The organism is Pseudomonas sp. BTN1 (assembly GCF_001907715.1).
In the GTDB taxonomy this organism is placed as follows: Bacteria; Pseudomonadota; Gammaproteobacteria; order Pseudomonadales; family Pseudomonadaceae; genus Aquipseudomonas; species Aquipseudomonas paracarnis.
The window spans coordinates 1-18,356 of sequence record NZ_MPBM01000020.1 but is presented as its reverse complement, the minus strand read 5'-3'; the positions used below and the strand labels follow the sequence as shown (position 1 = coordinate 18,356).

At 60.5% G+C, this 18,356-nt stretch carries 17 protein-coding genes; 7 read left to right on the top strand and 10 right to left on the bottom strand.

Annotation, left to right across the window (positions count from 1 at the left end; all coding sequences use genetic code 11):
* Positions 1-68: 68 nt before the first annotated feature.
* Entirely contained in the window at positions 69-1,262 is a 1,194-nt protein-coding gene (locus tag BMH52_RS09340) for a multidrug effflux MFS transporter (RefSeq protein ID WP_073843461.1), read from the top strand.
* Positions 1,263-1,270: 8 nt separating this feature from the next.
* Here BMH52_RS09340 and BMH52_RS09335 read toward each other — a convergent pair whose 3' ends face one another.
* From BMH52_RS09335 to BMH52_RS09325, 3 genes are all read right to left on the bottom strand, one after another.
* Positions 1,271-1,450: a hypothetical protein gene (locus BMH52_RS09335; protein WP_014716767.1), complete on the bottom strand. Its 180-nt coding sequence runs from the start codon at positions 1,448-1,450 to the stop codon at positions 1,271-1,273.
* A gap of 146 nt (positions 1,451-1,596) precedes the next feature.
* The gene (locus tag BMH52_RS09330; RefSeq protein WP_073843460.1) at positions 1,597-2,610 is read right to left on the bottom strand and encodes a zinc-binding alcohol dehydrogenase family protein; all 1,014 of its coding nucleotides are present in this window, start codon (positions 2,608-2,610) and stop codon (positions 1,597-1,599) included.
* 136 nt (positions 2,611-2,746) lie between these two features.
* Positions 2,747-3,040 carry a putative quinol monooxygenase gene (locus BMH52_RS09325; protein ID WP_003188253.1) on the bottom strand — a complete coding sequence of 98 codons (294 nt, stop codon included), beginning with the start codon at positions 3,038-3,040 and terminating at the stop codon, positions 2,747-2,749.
* A 117-nt stretch (positions 3,041-3,157) separates the two neighbouring features.
* On the opposite strand from BMH52_RS09325, the gene BMH52_RS09320 reads away from it, so the two are divergent.
* From BMH52_RS09320 to BMH52_RS09310, 3 genes are all read left to right on the top strand, one after another.
* Positions 3,158-4,087 carry a LysR family transcriptional regulator gene (locus BMH52_RS09320; protein ID WP_032902910.1) on the top strand — a complete coding sequence of 310 codons (930 nt, stop codon included), beginning with the start codon at positions 3,158-3,160 and terminating at the stop codon, positions 4,085-4,087.
* A gap of 135 nt (positions 4,088-4,222) precedes the next feature.
* On the top strand, positions 4,223-4,909 hold the full coding sequence (locus BMH52_RS09315; protein WP_020301942.1) for a helix-turn-helix transcriptional regulator: 687 nt from the start codon (positions 4,223-4,225) through the stop codon (positions 4,907-4,909).
* Positions 4,910-5,110: 201 nt separating this feature from the next.
* The gene (locus tag BMH52_RS09310; protein WP_073843458.1) at positions 5,111-6,481 is read left to right on the top strand and encodes an MFS transporter; all 1,371 of its coding nucleotides are present in this window, start codon (positions 5,111-5,113) and stop codon (positions 6,479-6,481) included.
* Between the two features lie 138 nt (positions 6,482-6,619).
* Here BMH52_RS09310 and BMH52_RS09305 read toward each other — a convergent pair whose 3' ends face one another.
* A complete protein-coding gene (locus BMH52_RS09305; protein WP_038448751.1) occupies positions 6,620-7,573 on the bottom strand; it encodes an adenosine deaminase in 954 nt (317 codons plus the stop codon).
* A 193-nt stretch (positions 7,574-7,766) separates the two neighbouring features.
* Here BMH52_RS09305 and BMH52_RS09300 point away from each other — a divergent pair, with 193 nt between their 5' ends.
* Positions 7,767-8,858 (top strand): calcium:proton antiporter, encoded by a 1,092-nt coding sequence (locus BMH52_RS09300; RefSeq protein WP_003188263.1) that lies wholly within the window; start codon positions 7,767-7,769, stop codon positions 8,856-8,858.
* A gap of 135 nt (positions 8,859-8,993) precedes the next feature.
* Here the strand turns inward: BMH52_RS09300 and BMH52_RS09295 are convergent, their stop codons facing one another.
* The 6 genes from BMH52_RS09295 to BMH52_RS09270 form a co-directional block, all read right to left on the bottom strand.
* Positions 8,994-10,352: an 8-oxoguanine deaminase gene (locus BMH52_RS09295; protein ID WP_073843456.1), complete on the bottom strand. Its 1,359-nt coding sequence runs from the start codon at positions 10,350-10,352 to the stop codon at positions 8,994-8,996.
* 146 nt (positions 10,353-10,498) lie between these two features.
* Positions 10,499-11,185 (bottom strand): SDR family oxidoreductase, encoded by a 687-nt coding sequence (locus BMH52_RS09290; RefSeq protein WP_073843454.1) that lies wholly within the window; start codon positions 11,183-11,185, stop codon positions 10,499-10,501.
* A 56-nt stretch (positions 11,186-11,241) separates the two neighbouring features.
* Complete coding sequence (locus tag BMH52_RS09285) at positions 11,242-11,823, bottom strand: YigZ family protein (protein ID WP_014716775.1); 582 nt, start codon at positions 11,821-11,823, stop codon at positions 11,242-11,244.
* A 12-nt stretch (positions 11,824-11,835) separates the two neighbouring features.
* Positions 11,836-12,495, bottom strand: coding sequence for a TetR/AcrR family transcriptional regulator (locus BMH52_RS09280; RefSeq protein WP_014716776.1), 660 nt, complete (start codon positions 12,493-12,495; stop codon positions 11,836-11,838).
* 87 nt (positions 12,496-12,582) lie between these two features.
* Complete coding sequence (locus BMH52_RS09275) at positions 12,583-13,977, bottom strand: uracil-xanthine permease family protein (protein WP_014716777.1); 1,395 nt, start codon at positions 13,975-13,977, stop codon at positions 12,583-12,585.
* An 88-nt stretch (positions 13,978-14,065) separates the two neighbouring features.
* Positions 14,066-14,986, bottom strand: a complete 921-nt coding sequence (locus BMH52_RS09270; protein ID WP_003188270.1) for a LysR family transcriptional regulator — start codon at positions 14,984-14,986, stop codon at positions 14,066-14,068.
* A 126-nt stretch (positions 14,987-15,112) separates the two neighbouring features.
* Here BMH52_RS09270 and BMH52_RS09265 point away from each other — a divergent pair, with 126 nt between their 5' ends.
* On the top strand, positions 15,113-16,462 hold the full coding sequence (locus BMH52_RS09265) for an aspartate aminotransferase family protein (protein WP_003188272.1): 1,350 nt from the start codon (positions 15,113-15,115) through the stop codon (positions 16,460-16,462).
* 39 nt (positions 16,463-16,501) lie between these two features.
* Entirely contained in the window at positions 16,502-17,995 is a 1,494-nt protein-coding gene (locus BMH52_RS09260) for a CoA-acylating methylmalonate-semialdehyde dehydrogenase (protein WP_073843447.1), read from the top strand.
* Positions 17,996-18,356: the final 361 nt, after the last annotated feature.

Here is an 18,356-nt window from a genome sequence, read left to right as displayed (position 1 = left end):
CCTAACGTAATGTTCATGGCACCCAAGCGCGGCTAGACTGTTGAGCTGCCGACTCACTTGGGTGTCTGATGAACCTTCGCATAATCCTGATTCTGGGCGCCTTGAGCGCCTTCGCGCCGTTGGCGATCGACTTTTACCTGCCGGGCTTTCCGGCAATGGCCACGGCCTTCGCCACTGATGAAAAACATATCCAGCTGACCCTGGCCGTGTATTTCGCGGGCCTGGCTATTGGCCAATTGATCTACGGGCCGCTGGCCGACCGCTTTGGCCGGCGCGTGCCGCTGCTCAGCGGCGTCACCCTGTTTACCCTCGCGTCTTTCGCCTGTGCGTATGCGCCGTCCCTGGAATGGTTGATTGGCGCACGCTTCGTGCAGGCCCTTGGCGGATGTGCGGGCATGGTGATTTCCCGGGCGGTGGTCAGCGACAAATGCGATGCCGTGGGCTCGGCCAAGGTGTATTCGCAACTGATGCTGGTGACCGGCCTGGCCCCGATCCTGGCGCCATTGGCCGGTGGCCTGATGGTCGGCGTGTGGGGCTGGCAGTCGATTTTCCTGGCGTTGTCGTTGTTCAGCGTGATGGCGGCCATCGCCGTGGCGGTCGGGTTGCCGGAAACCTTCCCGGCCGATCAGCCGCGTCAGCCGTTGTCGGGCTCGTTGCGCCGCTACGGCTCGCTACTGTCAGACCGGGTGTACCTGGGCTATGCCTTGACCGGCGGCATCTCGATTGCCGGGATGTTTGCCTACATCGCCGGCTCCCCCTTCGTATTTATCAAGCTCTATGGCGTGCCGGCCGAGCATTACGGCTGGTTGTTCGGCTCCAACGCCGCGGGCTTTATCCTGGTGGCGCAACTGAACGCAAGATTGCTCGCCAAGCGCGGCCCCGCGTTTTTGCTGTCGCGCACCGTGTGGGTGTACGTGGCGGCGGCGTTGACGCTGTTGGGAATTGCCGCGTTGCGCACCGAGGCGCTATGGCCGTTGCTGGTGCCGCTGTTTATCTGCATCGCCAGCCTGGGCTGCATTTTGCCGAATACCTCGGCCTGTGCCATGAGCGGGCAGGGGACTCGGGCCGGCAGCGCGTCGGCGTTGCTCGGTTGCATTCAGTTTGGTGTGGCGGCAGGCGCGGCGTCGTTGGTCGGTGTGTTGCACAACGGCACGGCGATGCCGATGGCCATGGTCATCTGCCTCTGCGGGGTGCTGGCGGTGACCATTGCCATGGCGACCCAGCGCCTGCAACGGGCAAGGGCCGTACAGGCGCAGGTCTGACGTTCGGTTCAGCCAGCGGAACGTTGCTGGTTGAGGGGGAAGCGGTGGGGAGCCTGGATCCGGGCCTGCAGCGTGTCGGCGAAGGCGCGGGCCTCGGCTTCACTGCGAAAGGTGATGGCCTCGCCGTCGAGACGAACTTGCCATTGGCTGCCGGGGGATTTTGCTAACGCTTTTATCAGGATTTTCATTGCTGACTTCCTCACGTAAAAGAATCGTGGCAAAGGCGGCCAATATAAACCTGAACGGGCTCATAAATATGACAAGGATCAACTCTCGGACTAATGGTGTCGTCCATTACCTACGTGGATAACGGACGACACTGACAGCCGTTTTTTCAGAACCCCTCCAGCACGATCTTGCCCTTGGCCTTGCCGCTTTCCAGCAGGGCGTGGGCGCGGCGCAGGTTCGCCGCATTGATCACGCCGAAGTGCTCGCCCACCGTGGTTTTCAGGGTGCCGGCGTCGATCAGTTCGGCCACGCGGTTGAGCAGGTTGTGCTGCTCGATCATGTCTGGGGTCTCGAACATCGAACGGGTGTACATGAACTCCCAGTGCAGCGACAGGCTCTTGCGCTTGAGCTTGCTCACATCCAGGGCCTTGGGATCGTCGATCAACGCCAGCTTGCCTTGGGGTTGCAGCGCTTCGACCAGTTGGTCCAAGTGATGCTCGGTCTGGGTCAGGCTGGCAACGTGGGTGACTTGCCGGTGCCCGGCCTGTTTCAACACTTCGCTCAGCGGCTGGCTGTGGTCGATCACCATGTGCGCTCCCAGGGCCTTGGCCCATGCGTGAGTCTCGGGGCGAGAGGCAGTGCCGATGACCTTCAGCGCCGTGAGCTGGTTAGCCAGTTGAGTCAGGATCGACCCCACGCCACCGGCAGCGCCGACGATCAGCAGGCTCTGGCCTTGATCGTCTTTGCCTTCAGCGACCTGCAAGCGTTCGAACAACAGCTCCCACGCAGTGATAGCGGTCAGCGGCAATGCGGCCGCCTCGGCAAACCCCAGGCTTCGGGGCATATGGCCGACGATGCGTTCATCCACGGTGTGCAGTTCGCTGTTGCCGCCTGGGCGTACCAGGGAACCGGCGTAGTACACCTTGTCGCCGACTTTGAATAACGTCACGTCACTGCCGACCGCCTTGACCACACCCGCCACGTCCCAACCCAGCACCTTGGCGGCGCCATTTTCCGGGGCGACGTTCTGGCGCACCTTGGTATCCACCGGGTTGACCGAGATGGCTTTGACTTCCACCAACAGGTCACGGGGGCCGGCAACGGGGGCTGGTAATTCGATGTCTTGCAGGGATTCTGGATCGTTGATCGGCAGTGAGGCGTAGTAGGCAATGGCTTTCATGATGACTCCAAGTGAATACGGTCAAGGTAGGAGCGAGCTTGCTCGCGAAGATCGTCAACGATGACGTGGTGTTTCTGGTTTCGCGCCTCGTCGTTGGGTTTTCGCGAGCACGCTCGCTCCTACAAAAAAGGCGGGATCAGGCGAGAAATTTCAGGCGTTTGAGTTCGAAGTGTTCGATCACATCGGCGGCCTTGGCGCGAAAGCTCTGGATATGCGCGCTCTGGTCGTGGTCGGCCAGCGCAGCGTCGTCGCTCCAGCGCTCGAGCATGTAGAAGGTCTCGGGGTGTTGCAGGTCCTGGTGCAGGTCGTACTGCTCGCAACCGGCTTCCAGGCGGGTCGGTTCCAGCAGGCCGCGCAGCAGGGTTTCCAGGGTGGCGTGCTGGCCGGGTTTGGCGATCAGCGTGGCGATGACATTAAAAGCGGTGGACATAGTCGACTCCTGGCACGGGCTAACGGGATGGGCAGATGATTGGCTATTTCCCACGCCGATAAAAGCGGCTAAAACAGCAGGCTGTTTCAACCAAATATTGATAATGAGTGGGTATGCATGCTGCGTTTTGATGATTTGCAGTTGTTTGTGCGGGCAGCGGACTTAGGCAGCCTGTCGGCCGCGGCGCGGGTCATGGACCTGTCACCGGCGGTGGCCAGTGCTGCACTCAAGCGTATCGAACAGCAACTGGGCACGCGCTTGCTGGCGCGCTCTACCCGCAGCCTTCGGCTGACGGCCGAAGGTGAGGGCTTTCTGGAGTACGCACGGGCGTCACTGAGTGCGCTGGATGAAGGGCGGCGCCTATTGGCCAGTGGCCAGGATCACGTCAGTGGTGTGCTGCAATTGTCGGCACCCTCGGATTTTGGCCGCAACCAACTGTTGCCGTGGCTGGATGCGTTCCAGCAGGAGCATCCGCAACTGAACGTGCGCCTGTTGCTCGGTGATCGCATTGCTGACTTGTTCCGTCAGCCCGTGGACATTGCCCTGCGTTACGGCGAACCCGAAGACTCCAGCCTGATTGCGCTGCCCATTGCTGCGGACAATATTCGCGTACTCTGCGCCGCCCCCAGTTACCTCGCCCGGCATGGCGAGCCGCGGCATCTGGAACAATTGGCCCAGCACAATTGCCTGCTGTACATGCTCGGCAGCCGCGTCCACGACCACTGGGGTTTTTACGATGGCAAGCGCCACGTAAGCCTGACGGTCAGCGGCGATCGCTTCAGCGATGACGCTGATGTGGTGCGCCGCTGGGCGGTGGCGGGCATGGGCATCGCCTACAAGTCTTGGCTGGATGTGAGCACCGATGTGCTGGCCGGGCGCTTGCGTTTGATCCTGCCGGAACTGCAGGGCGAGCGCACCCCGCTCAACCTGCTGTGCGCCCACCGTGCGCAATTGAGTAAACCCATCAATCTGCTGCGGGACATGCTCGTGTCCCGCTGTGCGACATTGACGGCGCAGCGACCGGGACGAATGGTTTCCCGTCAATAGCCTGCGCCACGCTCGGAAGTTTCACTCGTCTCCTGTCCTGATCTGCACTGTCAGACGCCGCGGAACCTACTGCCCGCGCACCTATACTTGGGCGTCAACCGCAGCAGAAAAAATGGTTTAACAGGGAGTGAATACATGGGAGCAGCACCTTGCATCAGCCAGATCGCCAGCTTGCTCGCCGAGCCTAAACGCACGGCCATGCTCTGGGCCTTGATGGACGGTTCGGCGAAATCTTCAGACGAGCTGGCAGCGCTGGCCGGTTTGTCGCCGGCGTCAGCCAATGCACACTTGGCGCGGCTGACCGGCAGCGGCCTGTTGCGGATCGAGGCACGGCGAGGCCAGCGCCTGTTTAGGCTAGCGGCCGCTGATGTCAGCACCGCCATTGATGCATTGGCCAGCACCACCATGGCCAGCGCGGCCCGCAGCACCCCGGATGTTTTGCCACCGGCGCTGCGAGCGCCGCCGTTGCTGCGCCGCGCCCGCTGGTGCCACGGCCACCTCGGCGGTGAACTGGCGGCGCAGCTGTATCAACGGATGCTTGAGGCCGGATGGATCGAGCGCCATGAGCAGCGTACCGAGGTGACGCCCAGGGGCGTGCAAGCGTTGGCGGAACTGGGCATTTTTACCCAGGCATTGGCATCGCCGCTGGCCTGCGACTGTTTCGACTGGAGCCAGCAACAACCCCATCTGGGCGGTGCGCTGGGGGCGGGCTTGATGCAGCTGTTTTTGCAGGCGAACTGGATCAGCGTGATCAACGAGTCACGGGCCCTGTCGGTCAATGACGGGGGGCTTGAGCACATAGCTCGCGTTGCCAAGCTGTAGGAGCGAGCTTGCTCGTGAAAAACTTGAGGGCGCCGCGTTTTATCCAGATGCCCCGCGTTATCGTTAACGTTCTTCGCGAGCAAGCTCGCTCCTACAGGTGCTGGCGTCGCTCTCAGCTGTCGTCAGGTCGCATTCAGCAATAGCCGGCGTAAACGATGCCGCACACTCGCCAAGGGGATTTTTTCATACGAGGGGTGCGGCATGGGTAGGCAGGGTTATAGCGCGGCGGAACGCCTGGAACGGTTGCCCATCAGCGGTTACCACCGAGTCATTTTCATCATCATCGCCCTGGCGTTTTTCTTCGACTCCATGGACCTGGCGATGATGACCTTCCTGCTGGGCTCGATCAAAGCCGAGTTTGGCCTGAGCACGGCCCAGGCCGGGTTGCTGGCCAGTTCGAGTTTTTTCGGCATGGTGGTGGGCGCTTCGCTGTCCGGGATGCTTGCTGATCGCTTCGGGCGTAAGCCGGTGTTCCAGTGGAGCATCGTACTCTGGGGCCTGGCGAGCTACCTGTGTTCCATGGCGCAGACGGTGGAGACGCTGACGTTGTTCCGGATCCTGCTGGGCATTGGCATGGGCATGGAGTTTCCCATTGCCCAGTCGATGCTGTCGGAGCTGATCCCCGCCAAGCGACGCGGCCGTTACATCGCCTTGATGGATGGCTTCTGGCCGTTGGGTTTTGTGGCCGCGGGCGTGTTGTCTTACTTCTTGTTGCCGGTGATTGGCTGGCGCGACATCTTTCTGGTGTTGGCGATACCGGCGGTGTTTGTGCTGGCCATCCGTTTCTTTATTCCGGAGTCGCCGCGTTGGCTGGAACAGGCTGGGCGCCATGAGGCGGCGGACAAGGTCTTGCTTGGCATCGAGCAGAAGGTGCGCGATTCCCTGGGCCGCGCCGACTTGCCGGAGCCGATTGCCCTGCCACGGATCGAGAGTGCGCCGGGGACGTTTTTCTCCGCGTTCCAGCAGCTGTGGTCCGCGCAGTACCGCCAACGCACGATGATGATCTGGAGTGTGTGGTTCTTCGCCCTGCTTGGGTTCTACGGGCTGACGTCGTGGTTGAGTGCGTTGTTACAGCAATCGGGTTTTGCTGTGACTCAGTCGGTGTATTACACGGTGATCATTTCCCTGGGCGGAATCCCAGGCTTTTTGATGGCCGCGTGGTTGGTCGAGCGCTGGGGGCGCAAGCCCGTGTGCGTGGTGACCTTGCTGGGCGGCGGGGTGATGGCGTTTGTGTATGGGCAGAGCGCAGTGTTTGGCGGCAACGTAAGCCTGCTGATCACCTCGGGGTTGTTGATGCAGTTCTTCCTGTTTGGCATGTGGGCGGTGCTGTACACCTACACGCCGGAGTTGTATCCCACCTCGGCACGTGCGACCGGCTCGGGGTTTGCGTCGGCGATTGGGCGGGTTGGCTCGTTGCTGGGGCCGTTGGTAACCGGACTGGTATTCCCGATAACCGGGCAGGGCGGGGTATTTGCCTTGGGTGCGCTGTGCTTTGCGGTGGCGGCGCTGGTGGTGTGGTTGTTCGGGATGGAGACCAAGGGCAAGACCCTGGAAGAACTCAGCGAAATCTAAAGGACCATGCGAAACCAGTGTGGGAGCGGGCTTGCTCGCGAAGGCGGCGTGTCAGTCGATGCAACTGTAGACTGGTTCACCGCATTCGCGAGCAAGCCCGCTCCCACATTTAGCCCGTGTACATCCAATGATTACCGGTTATGGCTTCACGAGCCGCGCATCCAGGCTGTTCTGCGCCAGGCGTTTGGCCTGGTCCTGAGTCATGCCCAGGCTGGTGTGCAGCGCATGGAAGTTCTCAGTGACGTAACCGCCGAAGTACGCCGGGTCATCCGAGTTCACGGTGACCTTTACGCCACGTTCGAGCATGTCGAGGATGTTGTGCTGGGCCATGTCGTCGAACACGCAGAGCTTGGTGTTGGACAGCGGGCACACGGTCAACGGGATCTGCTCGTCGATGATGCGCTGCATCAGGCGTTCATCTTCAATGGCTCGCACGCCGTGGTCGATGCGCTGGATTTTCAACAGGTCGAGGGCTTCCCAGATGTACTCGGGCGGGCCTTCTTCACCGGCGTGGGCCACGGTCAGGAAGCCTTCGTGACGGGCACGGTCGAACACGCGCTGGAACTTGCTCGGTGGGTGGCCCATTTCCGAGCTGTCCAGGCCCACGGCCACGAACGCGTCACGGAATGGCAGCGCCTGGTCGAGGGTTTTCTGCGCTTCGTCTTCGCTCAGGTGGCGCAGGAAGCTGAGGATCAAACCGCTGGTGATGCCCAGTTGCTGCTCGCCGTCTTTGAGTGCGGCGGCGATGCCGTTGAGCACCACTTCGAACGGCACGCCACGGTCGGTGTGGGTTTGCGGGTCGAAGAACGGTTCAGTGTGAATCACGTTCTGGGCCTTGCAGCGCAGCAGGTAGGCCCAGGTCAGGTCGTAGAAATCCTGGGACGTGCGCAGCACATCGGCGCCCTTGTAATACAGGTCGAGAAACTCTTGCAGGTTGTTGAAGGCGTAGGCCTTGCGCAGGGTTTCGACGTCGTTCCATGGCAGCGCAATCTTGTTGCGCTCGGCCAGGGCGAACAGCAGCTCAGGCTCCAGCGAGCCTTCCAGGTGCAGGTGCAATTCAGCCTTGGGCAGGGCGTTGAGCCAATCGTACATTTTTAAATTCTCATCAAGTGCAATGGCGGCATTCTACAGGCCATGGCTGAAATAATCGGCAAAACCTGACCAGCAGGAGAGTATTTCTGTCACTCACGCAAGGGCGGCCTGAACTAAGGTGTAACGAAACGTTAGTGGCTCGGCGCAGTCTGTACCCCATCAATGACTGATTCGCTGTATGAAAAGGCCCGGAATGCTCACATCCCTCAAGCAAGAAAAATTCATGCTGCTGGCGCTGATTGCCGCCATCGCCGCCTATCCGCTGGAACACTGGATGCTCCACAGTGGCCAACTGGTCGCGCTGCTGGCCGGCTTCGCGCTGATCGCGTTTATCGTGATGGCATCGATGCGCGTGGCTCATCACGCCGAGCAGTTGGCGGAAAAAGTCGGTGACCCCTACGGCACCATGATCCTGACCCTCGCCGCGGTATTGGTGGAGGTGGTGATCCTGGCGATCATGATGAGCAACGAGCCATCGCCGACGCTGGTGCGCGACACCATTTACTCAGCGGTGATGCTCGATATCAACGGCATCCTCGGCCTGGCCGCGCTGATGGGCGGCATCAAGCATGGCGAACAGTCCTACAACGATGACTCGGCGCGCACCTACAGTGTGATGATTCTTACTGCCATGGGGGTGTCGATGGTGGTGCCGGAATTTATCCCCGAAGCGGACTGGAAAATTTACTCGGCCTTCACCATTGGCGCGATGGTGGTGCTTTACACCTTGTTCCTGCGCATGCAGGTGGGGCCGCACAGTTATTTCTTCAGCTACAGCTATCCGGAAAAACGCCGTAAGAAACAGCCGGAAGACGAGCACGCGCCGTCTGTCAGCCTGACGTTTTCCATTGCGACCCTGGTGTTTGGGGTGATCGTGATTGGCGCGCTGGCCGAGGTGATGTCAAAGACCCTCGACCTGGGCCTGGAAGGGACCGGCGCACCGCCGGTGATTACCGCGATTGTGGTGGCGGCTATCTCGGCCGCGCCGGAGATCCTCACGGCACTGCGCGCCGCGTTGGCCAACCGCATGCAATCGGTGGTCAACATCGCGCTGGGGGCTTCGTTGTCTACGGTGATCCTGACGGTGCCGGTGATGGAAGCCATGGCGCTCTACACCGGGCAGCCGTTCCAGATGGCGATGACGCCGGTGCAAACGGTGATGGTGTTTATCACCCTGATCGTCAGCGCGATCAACCTCAACGACGGGGAAACCAATGCGATAGAAGGGATGACGCATTTTGTGTTGTTTGCGACCTTTATCATGCTGTCGCTGTTGGGGCTATAACCCGATTTGAACGGCGCCGCAGACCCAATGTGGGAGCGGGCTTGCTCGCGAATGCGGTGGTTCAGTCACAGATGTACTGACTGACACAGCGCATTCGCGAGCAAGCCCGCTCCCACATTTTGATTGGTGCCTGGCTTAGGTGCCTGCGATCAACTGGCGCGCTGCCTGGCTGTGATCCGCGATCAAGCCTTTCAGATCCAGCCCTTCGACTTGGCCGTCGATCACCCGCCATTGACCTGCGATCATCACCCGGTCTGCCCGGTCCGCACCGCACAACAGCAGCGCGGAAATGGGGTCATGGCTGCCGGAGAAGCGCAGCTCATCAAGCTTGAACAGTGCCAGGTCCGCCTGTTTGCCTACTGCCAACTCGCCAATATCCGTGCGCCCCAGCAACTGCGCCGAGCCCTTGGTGGCCCAGCCCAATACACCTTCGGGGGTGATCTTTTCCGCGCCGTAGCGCAGGCGCTGGATGTACAGGGCCTGGCGTGCTTCAAGGATCATGTTCGAGGCGTCGTTGGAGGCGGAGCCGTCCACGCCCAGGCCGATGGGGGCGCCGGCGGCGAGCAGGTCCAGGGTCGGGCAAATGCCGGAGGCCAGGCGCATATTCGAGCTTGGGCAATGGCAGATGCCGGTGCCGGCTGCGCCCAGGCGCTCGATTTCGTCCGGGTTGAAGTGAATGCCGTGGGCCAGCCAGGTGCGCGGGCCAAGCCAGCCGACGCTGTCGAGGTAATCCACGGTACGCAGCCCGAAGCGTTGCAGGCAGAAATCTTCCTCATCAAGGGTTTCCGCCAAATGGGTGTGCAGGCGCACGTCCAACTGGTTGGCCAGCTCGGCGCTGGCTTGCATGATTTCGGGGGTGACGGAAAACGGCGAGCACGGCGCCAGGGCGATCTGGATCTGCGCACCGTCACCGCGCTGGTGATATTCGCGGATCAGGCGCTGGCTGTCTTCGAGAATCACTTGGCCTTGCTGCACCGTTTGCTGCGGCGGCAGGCCGCCATCGGCTTCGCCCAGGCTCATGGAACCGCGGGTGAGCATGGCGCGCATCCCCAGTTCACGCACGCTGTCTACCTGCACATCAATGGCGTTTTCCAAACCATCGGGGAACAGGTAGTGGTGGTCGGCCGCCGTGGTGCAGCCCGAGAGCAGCAATTCGGCCAGGGCGACTTTGCTGGCCAGGGCGAGTTTTTCCGGGGTGAGTCGCGCCCATACCGGGTACAGGGTTTTCAGCCAGGGAAACAGCGGCTGGTTGACCACCGGGCCCCAGGCACGGGTCAGGGTTTGATAGAAGTGGTGGTGGGTGTTGATCAGCCCAGGCAGCACCACATGCTCGCGGGCATCGAACAACTGCGCGCAAGGCTGCGCAGGCGCTTGCCCTTGGGCCAGCACTTCGGTGATGACACCGTCTTGCAGCACCAGGCCGCCACGGGCATCGAGGCCATTGGCGGTGAAAATCGCGAGGGGGTTTTTTAACCAGATACGGGTCGCAGGCATTGGCCGGCTCCTCTGAATGATGGGTTCAGGTTTGCCAGCTCAGTGTTGTCCTGTCTGCTGATCCAGGGTCGCCGGGGAGGGCGAGGAGGGCAGTTTACGCGTGGATCGTTATCGACGGCAATTGGTCGATAACGACCCTTTGCCACTTACCAGGCGATGGTGTCGCCTTTGTAGTCGACGAAGTGATGGCCGCCTTTGCCGGTGTAGGCATTTACCTGGTCCACCAGGCCGCGCACGCTGGTCTCGACGTCGATGTGGGCGTTTTCGCCGCCCATGTCGGTCTTCACCCAGCCTGGATGCAGCGACAGCACCGTCGGTTTGGGCTCGCCCAGTTGCGTGATAAAGCTGTTGGTCATCGAATTGAGGGCGGCCTTGCTGGCTTTGTACAGCGCCAGGTCCGAGCCGTCGGGAATGGTCACGCTGCCCAGTACTGAACTCATGAAGGCCAGCACGCCGGTGTCTTTGTGGATCTGCCCGACAAAACGCTGGGCCAGGTTGATCGGCGCCACGGCGTTGGTAAAGAACAACTGGCCGACTTCCGCCAGGGTCGCGTGGCCGGGCTCCTGATTGGCCGGGCCTTTGACGCCGGCGTTGACGAACAGCAGGTCAAAGGTGCGATCTTTCAGGCGTTGGGCCAGGGCGATCACGGCTTGCTGATCGTCCATGTCCAACTTCTCGATCTGCACCGGCCCCACGGCTTTCAACGCATCGGCCTTGTTGGGATCGCGCACGGTGGCGGTCACGTCCCAGCCGTCCTGGAGCAGTTGCTTGACCAGGCCAAGGCCCAGCCCGCGCGAGGCGCCGATGATCAGTGCGGTTTTTGGCGTAGACATGAAAGGCTTCCTTTGAAATCGCGGTTCAGGGAGTTCAGCGCATAACAGTAGCAGTTTCAGCGTTCGAGCAGGATGCGCCCACGGCTCAGGTCGGCGAGCTGGGTTTGCAGGGTGTCGATGTGCGCCTCCCCCAGGGCGAGTTGCAGTTCTACGCCGTTGGCGGTAAAGGTTTCTTCCACCACAAGCCCGCCGAGTTCAGCGACACGCAGCTTCACCAGGTTCAGTTCGGAGAAGCCACAGGCGCAACGCAGGGGGACGCGGCTGATCAGCTCGATGCGCTCGGCATTTTGCAGGCATTTATTGGCCCCGCCGCCATAGGCGCGGGCCAATCCACCCGTGCCCAGTTGAATGCCGCCGTACCAGCGGATCACCAAGACGGCCACCTGATCAAAGCCCTGGGCCTCGATGGCTGCAAGAATCGGGCGCCCGGCGGTGCCTCCGGGTTCGCCGTCATCGCTGCTGCGGTATTGATCGCCCAGCTTCCAGGCCCAGCAGTTGTGCGTGGCGTTGAGGTCGCTGTGTTGCTCGAAAAACGCCTGGGCGTCCTGCGGGCTGGTAATCGGCGCCGCCAAGGTGATAAAGCGACTTTTGCGTATTTCTTCACGAAACTCGCAAAAGCCGGTGAGCGTAAAAGACATAAATCGCTTCGTTTATAGGGCTGGCTTGATGCCGCAGCCTTTGAGAATGATATGGATCAGGTTGGTGCCAGCATCTTCCATGTCCTGCTTGGTCAGCTTGGTGCGACCGGTAACACGGCAGATCTGGGTGGCGAAGTCAGCGTAGTGCTGGGTGCTGCCCCACAGCAGGAAGATCAGGTGCACAGGGTCGACGGGGTCCATTTTGCCGGCGTCGATCCACGCCTGGAACACTGCGGCACGGCCACTGAACCAGGCCCGATAGTCCTGGCCGAAATATTCAGTGAGGCATTCGCCACCGCTGATGATCTCCATGGCGAAGATCCGCGAAGCCTGGGGTTGGCGGCGCGAGAATTCCATCTTGGTGCGGATGTAGCGAGCGAGCGCCACGGCCGGGTCGTCCTCGGCGGTCAGCGCGTTGAAGGTGCTGTCCCACAGTTCGAGGATATTGCTCAGTACCGCGACGTACAGGCCCAGCTTGTTGGTGAAGTAGTAGTGCAAGTTGGCCTTGGGCAGCCCGGCACTGGCAGCGATGGTGTTCATGCTGGTGCCTTTGTAGCCATGACGCGCGAATTCATCTTCAGCAGCCTGGAGAATCGCTTGTTCGTTCTTTTGCCGAATGCGGCTGGCGGGTTTACCGGCGTGGTTGCTGTGGGCAGGAACTTCGAGGCTCATGGAGGTTTCCGTGCTGATCGATAGAGACGACGTGTGCACAGATAACCCACCCTCAAGCCTCAGACAAGTCCTGATGCAATAAAACCGTCAAAGCGGCTCCAGGCTGTCGCGTTCCGGGCTGTGGTTTGCGGCGGCTGTACTTGCCTTGGCCTCCGGCAGTAACAGGCACAGCAGGATGGCGGTGATACCGCCGCTGGTGATGGCGGAGTCGAACAGGTTCTGCACCAGTGTCGGCATCAGGTGCAGCAGGTTAGGTTGCGCGGCGATACCCAGGCCAACGCCGAATGAGGTGGCGATGATCAGCATGCTGCGTCGGTCCAGCGGTGCCTGGGCAAGGATGCGCACGCCGGCCGCCGCCACGCTGCCGAACATCACCAGCGTGGCGCCGCCCAGCACCGGCTTGGGGATTTGCTGCAGCACGGCGCCGATCAATGGAAACAGGCCCAGACAGAACAGCAACACGCCGATGTACAAACCGACGTAACGGCTGGCCACGCCGGTGAGCTGGATCACGCCATTGTTCTGCGCAAACGTGGTGTTGGGGAAGGCGCTGAAGGTGGCGGCGATCATGCAGCTCACCCCATCGCCGAGCACGCCGCCCTTGAGCCGGCTTATATAAGAAGGGCCGCTGATGGGCTGGCGGGCAATCATGCAATTGGCGGTGAGATCGCCGACGGTTTCGATGCTGCTGATCAGATAAATCAGCGCAATCGGCAGGAAGGCGCTCCAGTCGAAGTTGAAACCAAAGCGGAATGGTGTAGGCAGGCTGACCAATGGCAGGTCAGGCAACGCCTGGGGAGTCAGTTTGCCGCTGAACCACGCCGCGAGGCTGCCCAGGGCCAGGCCGATGATGATGGCCGACAAGCGTACCCAGGGCGTGTTCGAGCGGTTGAGCAGGATGATCGTCAATACAACGAACAGGCCCAGCGCCAAGTTGGCGGGAGCGCCGAAGTCCGGTGCATTGAAACCACCGCCGAGGTCGGTGATGCCCACTTTGATCAGGCTGATGCCGATCAGCGTAATTACAATGCCGGTCACCAGCGGTGTGATCACGCGGCGCAACTGGCCGATAAAGCGGCTCAATACAATCTGTACCGCCGCGCCAAAGAAGCACACGCCGAAAATCATCGCCAGAATGTCTTCCGGGCTGCCGCCGCGTTGTTTCACCAGAAAGCCTGCAGACAACACCGCGCCGAGAAACGCAAAGCTGGTGCCTTGCAGGCAGATCATGCCGGCACCGATACCAAACGGCCTGCGTGCCTGGATGAAGGTGCCTACGCCGGAAACCATCAACGCCATGCTGATCAGGTAGGGCAAGTGGGCGGTGAGGCCGAGGGTGGAGCCAATAATCAGCGGCGGCGTAATGATGCCGACGAACGCCGCCAGGACATGTTGCAGCGCCGCGAGGAGAGCGGGCAGTGGTTTCGGCCGGTCGTTGAGGCCGTAGATCAGGTCGCTGGGGCTGGAGGATTCTGGGGGCATGGCGGGTCAACTCAAGGCGGACGGTTCAAGGTCCTTGAACCCTTGCAAAAAGCTGTCCATATGCTCAGCTTTTTGTGCAAGGCCCGAGTTAGCGGGTGGCGGCCAGGCTTTCGAGGAAGCTTTCCAGCACCAAATGAGGGCGACGGCCCTTGCGCGTGACCGATGCCAGGCTCAAATCGTAAAAACGTGTCGCCGGTTTCAGCGCACGCAGTCGGCCTTGTTGCACCCATAGGCTGGCGTAGTGATCGGGCAAATAGCCGATATAACGCCCGGTGAGAATCAGGAACGCCATGCCTTCACGGTCTGACGCACTGGCGGTGCAGTTGAGCGCCTGGTAATGGGCCTGGATTTCCGCGGGTAAGCGGAAGGTGGGGGCGATGGCATCCTGGCTGTCGATGCGTTCGTCGTCGAGTTGCTTGTTGTCGGCGTAAAACAGCGGGTGGCCGACCGCGCAATAGAGCAAGGAGCGTTCGCTGTACAGCGGCTGGTATTCCAGGCCCGACAGTGCGCTGGCCTGGGGCACCACACCGACGTGCAGGCGACCGTCGAGTACGCCTTGCTCCACTTCATTGGGGGCGATCATGCGGATCTGGATCTGCACGTCCGGGCCGCGTTCCTTCAACTGCGCCAATGCGTGAGTGATGCGCATATGGGGCAGGGTCACCAGATTGTCGGTGAGGCCAATGATCAACTCTCCGCGCAAATGTTGGTGCAGGCCGTTGACCTCGGTGCGAAAACTTTCCAGGGCACTCAACAGTTGCAGGGCAGACTGATAGACCTCGCGGCCTTCTTCTGTCAGAGAGAACCCGGCGCGGCCGCGTTGGCAGAGCCTCAGCCCGAGCCGTTGTTCAAGGTCGCTCATCTGCTGGCTGATGGCCGAGCGCCCGATGCCAAGGACGGTTTCCGCTGCCGAGAAGCCGCCGCACTCCACCACGCTGCGAAAGATGCGCAGCAAGCGAATATCGAAGTCACTGACTTGGGCCAAAGGGTCGGGACGACGGCTGCTCATAGTTTAGTGAAGGCCTGACTGAAGGTTAGAAGAGTTGGATTTCACCGACTTTATCCCCGTGGCAATTTAGCTGCAACAACGCTTTTTCAATCCCGACGCTGCCTTTTGCCCTGCGAGGTTTTGCTGATGAACATGCCCGAAAACGCCCCATCGTCACTGGCCAGCCAATTGAAGCTGGATGCGCACTGGATGCCTTACACCGCCAACCGCAACTTCCAGCGCGATCCACGCCTGATCGTGGCCGCCGAGGGTAGCTGGTTGACCGATGACAAGGGGCGCAAGGTCTATGATTCGTTGTCGGGCCTGTGGACCTGTGGCGCCGGGCATACGCGCAAGGAAATCCAGGAAGCGGTCGCCAAGCAATTGGGCACCTTGGACTACTCCCCAGGCTTCCAATACGGTCATCCGTTGTCCTTCCAGTTGGCGGAAAAGATCACCGACCTGACCCCAGGCAACCTGAATCATGTGTTCTTCACCGATTCGGGCTCTGAATGTGCCGATACGGCAGTGAAGATGGTGCGGGCCTACTGGCGCCTCAAAGGTCAGGCCACCAAGACCAAGATGATTGGTCGAGCCCGTGGTTACCACGGTGTGAACATTGCTGGTACCAGCCTGGGCGGTGTGAACGGTAACCGTAAGCTGTTTGGCCAGGCGATGATGGACGTCGACCATCTGCCTCACACCTTGCTGGCCAGCAACGCCTTCTCCCGGGGCATGCCGGAGCAGGGTGGTATTGCCTTGGCCGATGAGTTGCTCAAGCTGATCGAGCTGCATGATGCGTCGAACATCGCAGCCGTGTTTGTCGAGCCGATGGCCGGTTCCGCTGGCGTATTGGTGCCACCGCAGGGTTATCTCAAGCGCCTGCGCGAAATTTGCGACCAGCACAATATCCTGTTGGTGTTCGACGAAGTGATCACAGGCTTTGGCCGCACCGGCTCGATGTTCGGTGCCGACAGCTTTGGCGTGACACCGGACCTGATGTGCATCGCCAAGCAAGTCACCAACGGCGCGATCCCGATGGGCGCGGTGATTGCCAGTAGCGAGATCTACCAGACCTTCATGAATCAGGCGACGCCGGAATACGCCGTGGAATTCCCCCACGGCTACACCTACTCGGCGCACCCGGTGGCCTGCGCGGCGGGCTTGGCGGCATTGGACCTGTTGCAGAAAGAAAACCTGGTGCAGAGCGTAGCCGAAGTCGCACCGCACTTTGAGAATGCGCTGCACGGTTTGAAGGGCAGCAAGAACGTGATCGACATTCGCAACTACGGCCTGGCCGGTGCGATTCAGATTGCCCCGCGTGATGGAGATGCCATCGTGCGTCCATTCGAGGCCGGCATGGCATTGTGGAAGGCCGGTTTCTATGTGCGTTTTGGCGGCGACACCCTGCAGTTCGGGCCAACCTTCAACAGCAAGCCGCAGGACCTGGACCGTCTGTTTGACGCGGTCGGCGAAGTGCTGAACAAGATCGACTGATTTCTCCTTCTATATAGAACAATTTTTCAGGAGCCCTGCATGAGCCTTATCCAGCATTTGATCAACGGTGAGCTGGTCAACGACAGCGGTCGTAGTGCCGACGTCTATAACCCGTCTACCGGCCAGGTGATTCACCAGGTGCCGTTGGCCAGCCGTGAAACCATTCAACAGGCGATTGACTCAGCCAAGGCGGCGTTTCCGGCCTGGCGCAATACGCCGCCGGCCAAGCGTGCCCAGGTGATGTTCCGTTTCAAGCAACTGCTGGAGCAGAACGAAGCACGGATCTCGCAGTTGATCAGCGAAGAACATGGCAAAACCCTGGAAGACGCCGCGGGTGAACTCAAGCGTGGGATCGAGAACGTGGAGTACGCGTGCTCGGCGCCGGAGATTCTCAAGGGTGAATACAGCCGCAACGTAGGGCCGAACATTGATGCGTGGTCGGACTTCCAGCCATTGGGCGTGGTAGCGGGTATTACCCCGTTCAACTTCCCGGCGATGGTGCCGTTGTGGATGTACCCGCTGGCGATTGTCTGCGGTAACTGTTTCATCCTTAAACCTTCAGAGCGCGACCCGAGTTCGACGCTGTTGATCGCGCAGCTGTTGCAGGAAGCCGGGCTGCCCAAAGGCGTGCTCAGCGTGGTGCATGGCGACAAGGGCGCGGTGGACGCATTGATCGAAGCGCCTGAAGTCAAAGCCTTGAGCTTTGTAGGCTCGACGCCGATTGCCGAGTACATCTATTCCGAAGCGACCAAACGTGGCAAGCGTGTGCAGGCGCTGGGCGGGGCGAAAAACCACGCGGTGCTGATGCCGGATGCAGACCTGGATAACGCTGTGAGTGCCCTGATGGGCGCGGCGTATGGTTCCTGCGGTGAGCGTTGCATGGCGATCTCGGTGGCTGTGTGCGTGGGCGATCAGGTGGCGGATGCATTGATTGCCAAGCTGGTGCCACAGGTCAAGGCGTTGAAGATTGGTGCGGGCACTTCTTGCGGGCTGGATATGGGCCCGTTGGTGACGGGGCAGGCGCGAGATAAAGTCAGTGGCTATATAGAAGACGGTGTGTCGGCGGGGGCTGAGCTGGTCGTTGATGGCCGTGGCTTGAGTGTTGCCGGGCATGAGCAAGGTTTTTTCCTCGGTGGCAGCTTGTTTGACCGCGTCACCCCTGAGATGCGTATCTATAAAGAAGAGATCTTTGGCCCGGTGTTGTGCGTAGTGCGGGTGGATAGCCTGGAAGCGGCGATGCAACTCATCAACGATCATGAATACGGCAACGGTACTTGTCTCTTCACCCGTGATGGTGAAGCGGCGCGTCTGTTCTGTGATGAGATTGAAGTCGGCATGGTGGGTGTTAACGTGCCGCTGCCGGTGCCGGTTGCGTATCACAGCTTTGGTGGCTGGAAGCGTTCGCTGTTTGGCGACTTGCATGCCTATGGGCCGGACGGGGTGCGTTTCTATACTCGTCGCAAGGCGATCACCCAGCGTTGGCCGCAACGGGCCAGCCATGAAACGTCGCAATTCGCCTTTCCCAGCCTGTAAGGCTCGGTAGGTAAAAGGCCGGCCCCTTGGGGCCGGCCTTTGCGTTGTTGGAGCTTTTTTGACTTATATGACAGAAATGTGAAAAAGAAGGTTGACGGCAGATTCTGGAAGCCTATAATTCGCCCCACTTCCGGCGCAGTCGAAACGGAAAACTCCTTGGTAAACAATGAGTTACGCAGTTCTCGACAGCAAGTTGCTTCAGTTCATCGAAGCCAAAAGGAAGTTGAAAAAGAGGTGTTGACAGCAGCGTGTAACGCTGTAGAATTCGCCTCCCGCTTACGAGAGATCGCAAGCGCAAGTGGTTGAAGTTTGTTGAAGAAATCTTCGAAAACTTCTGAAACTGTCTCTTATGAAAATCTAG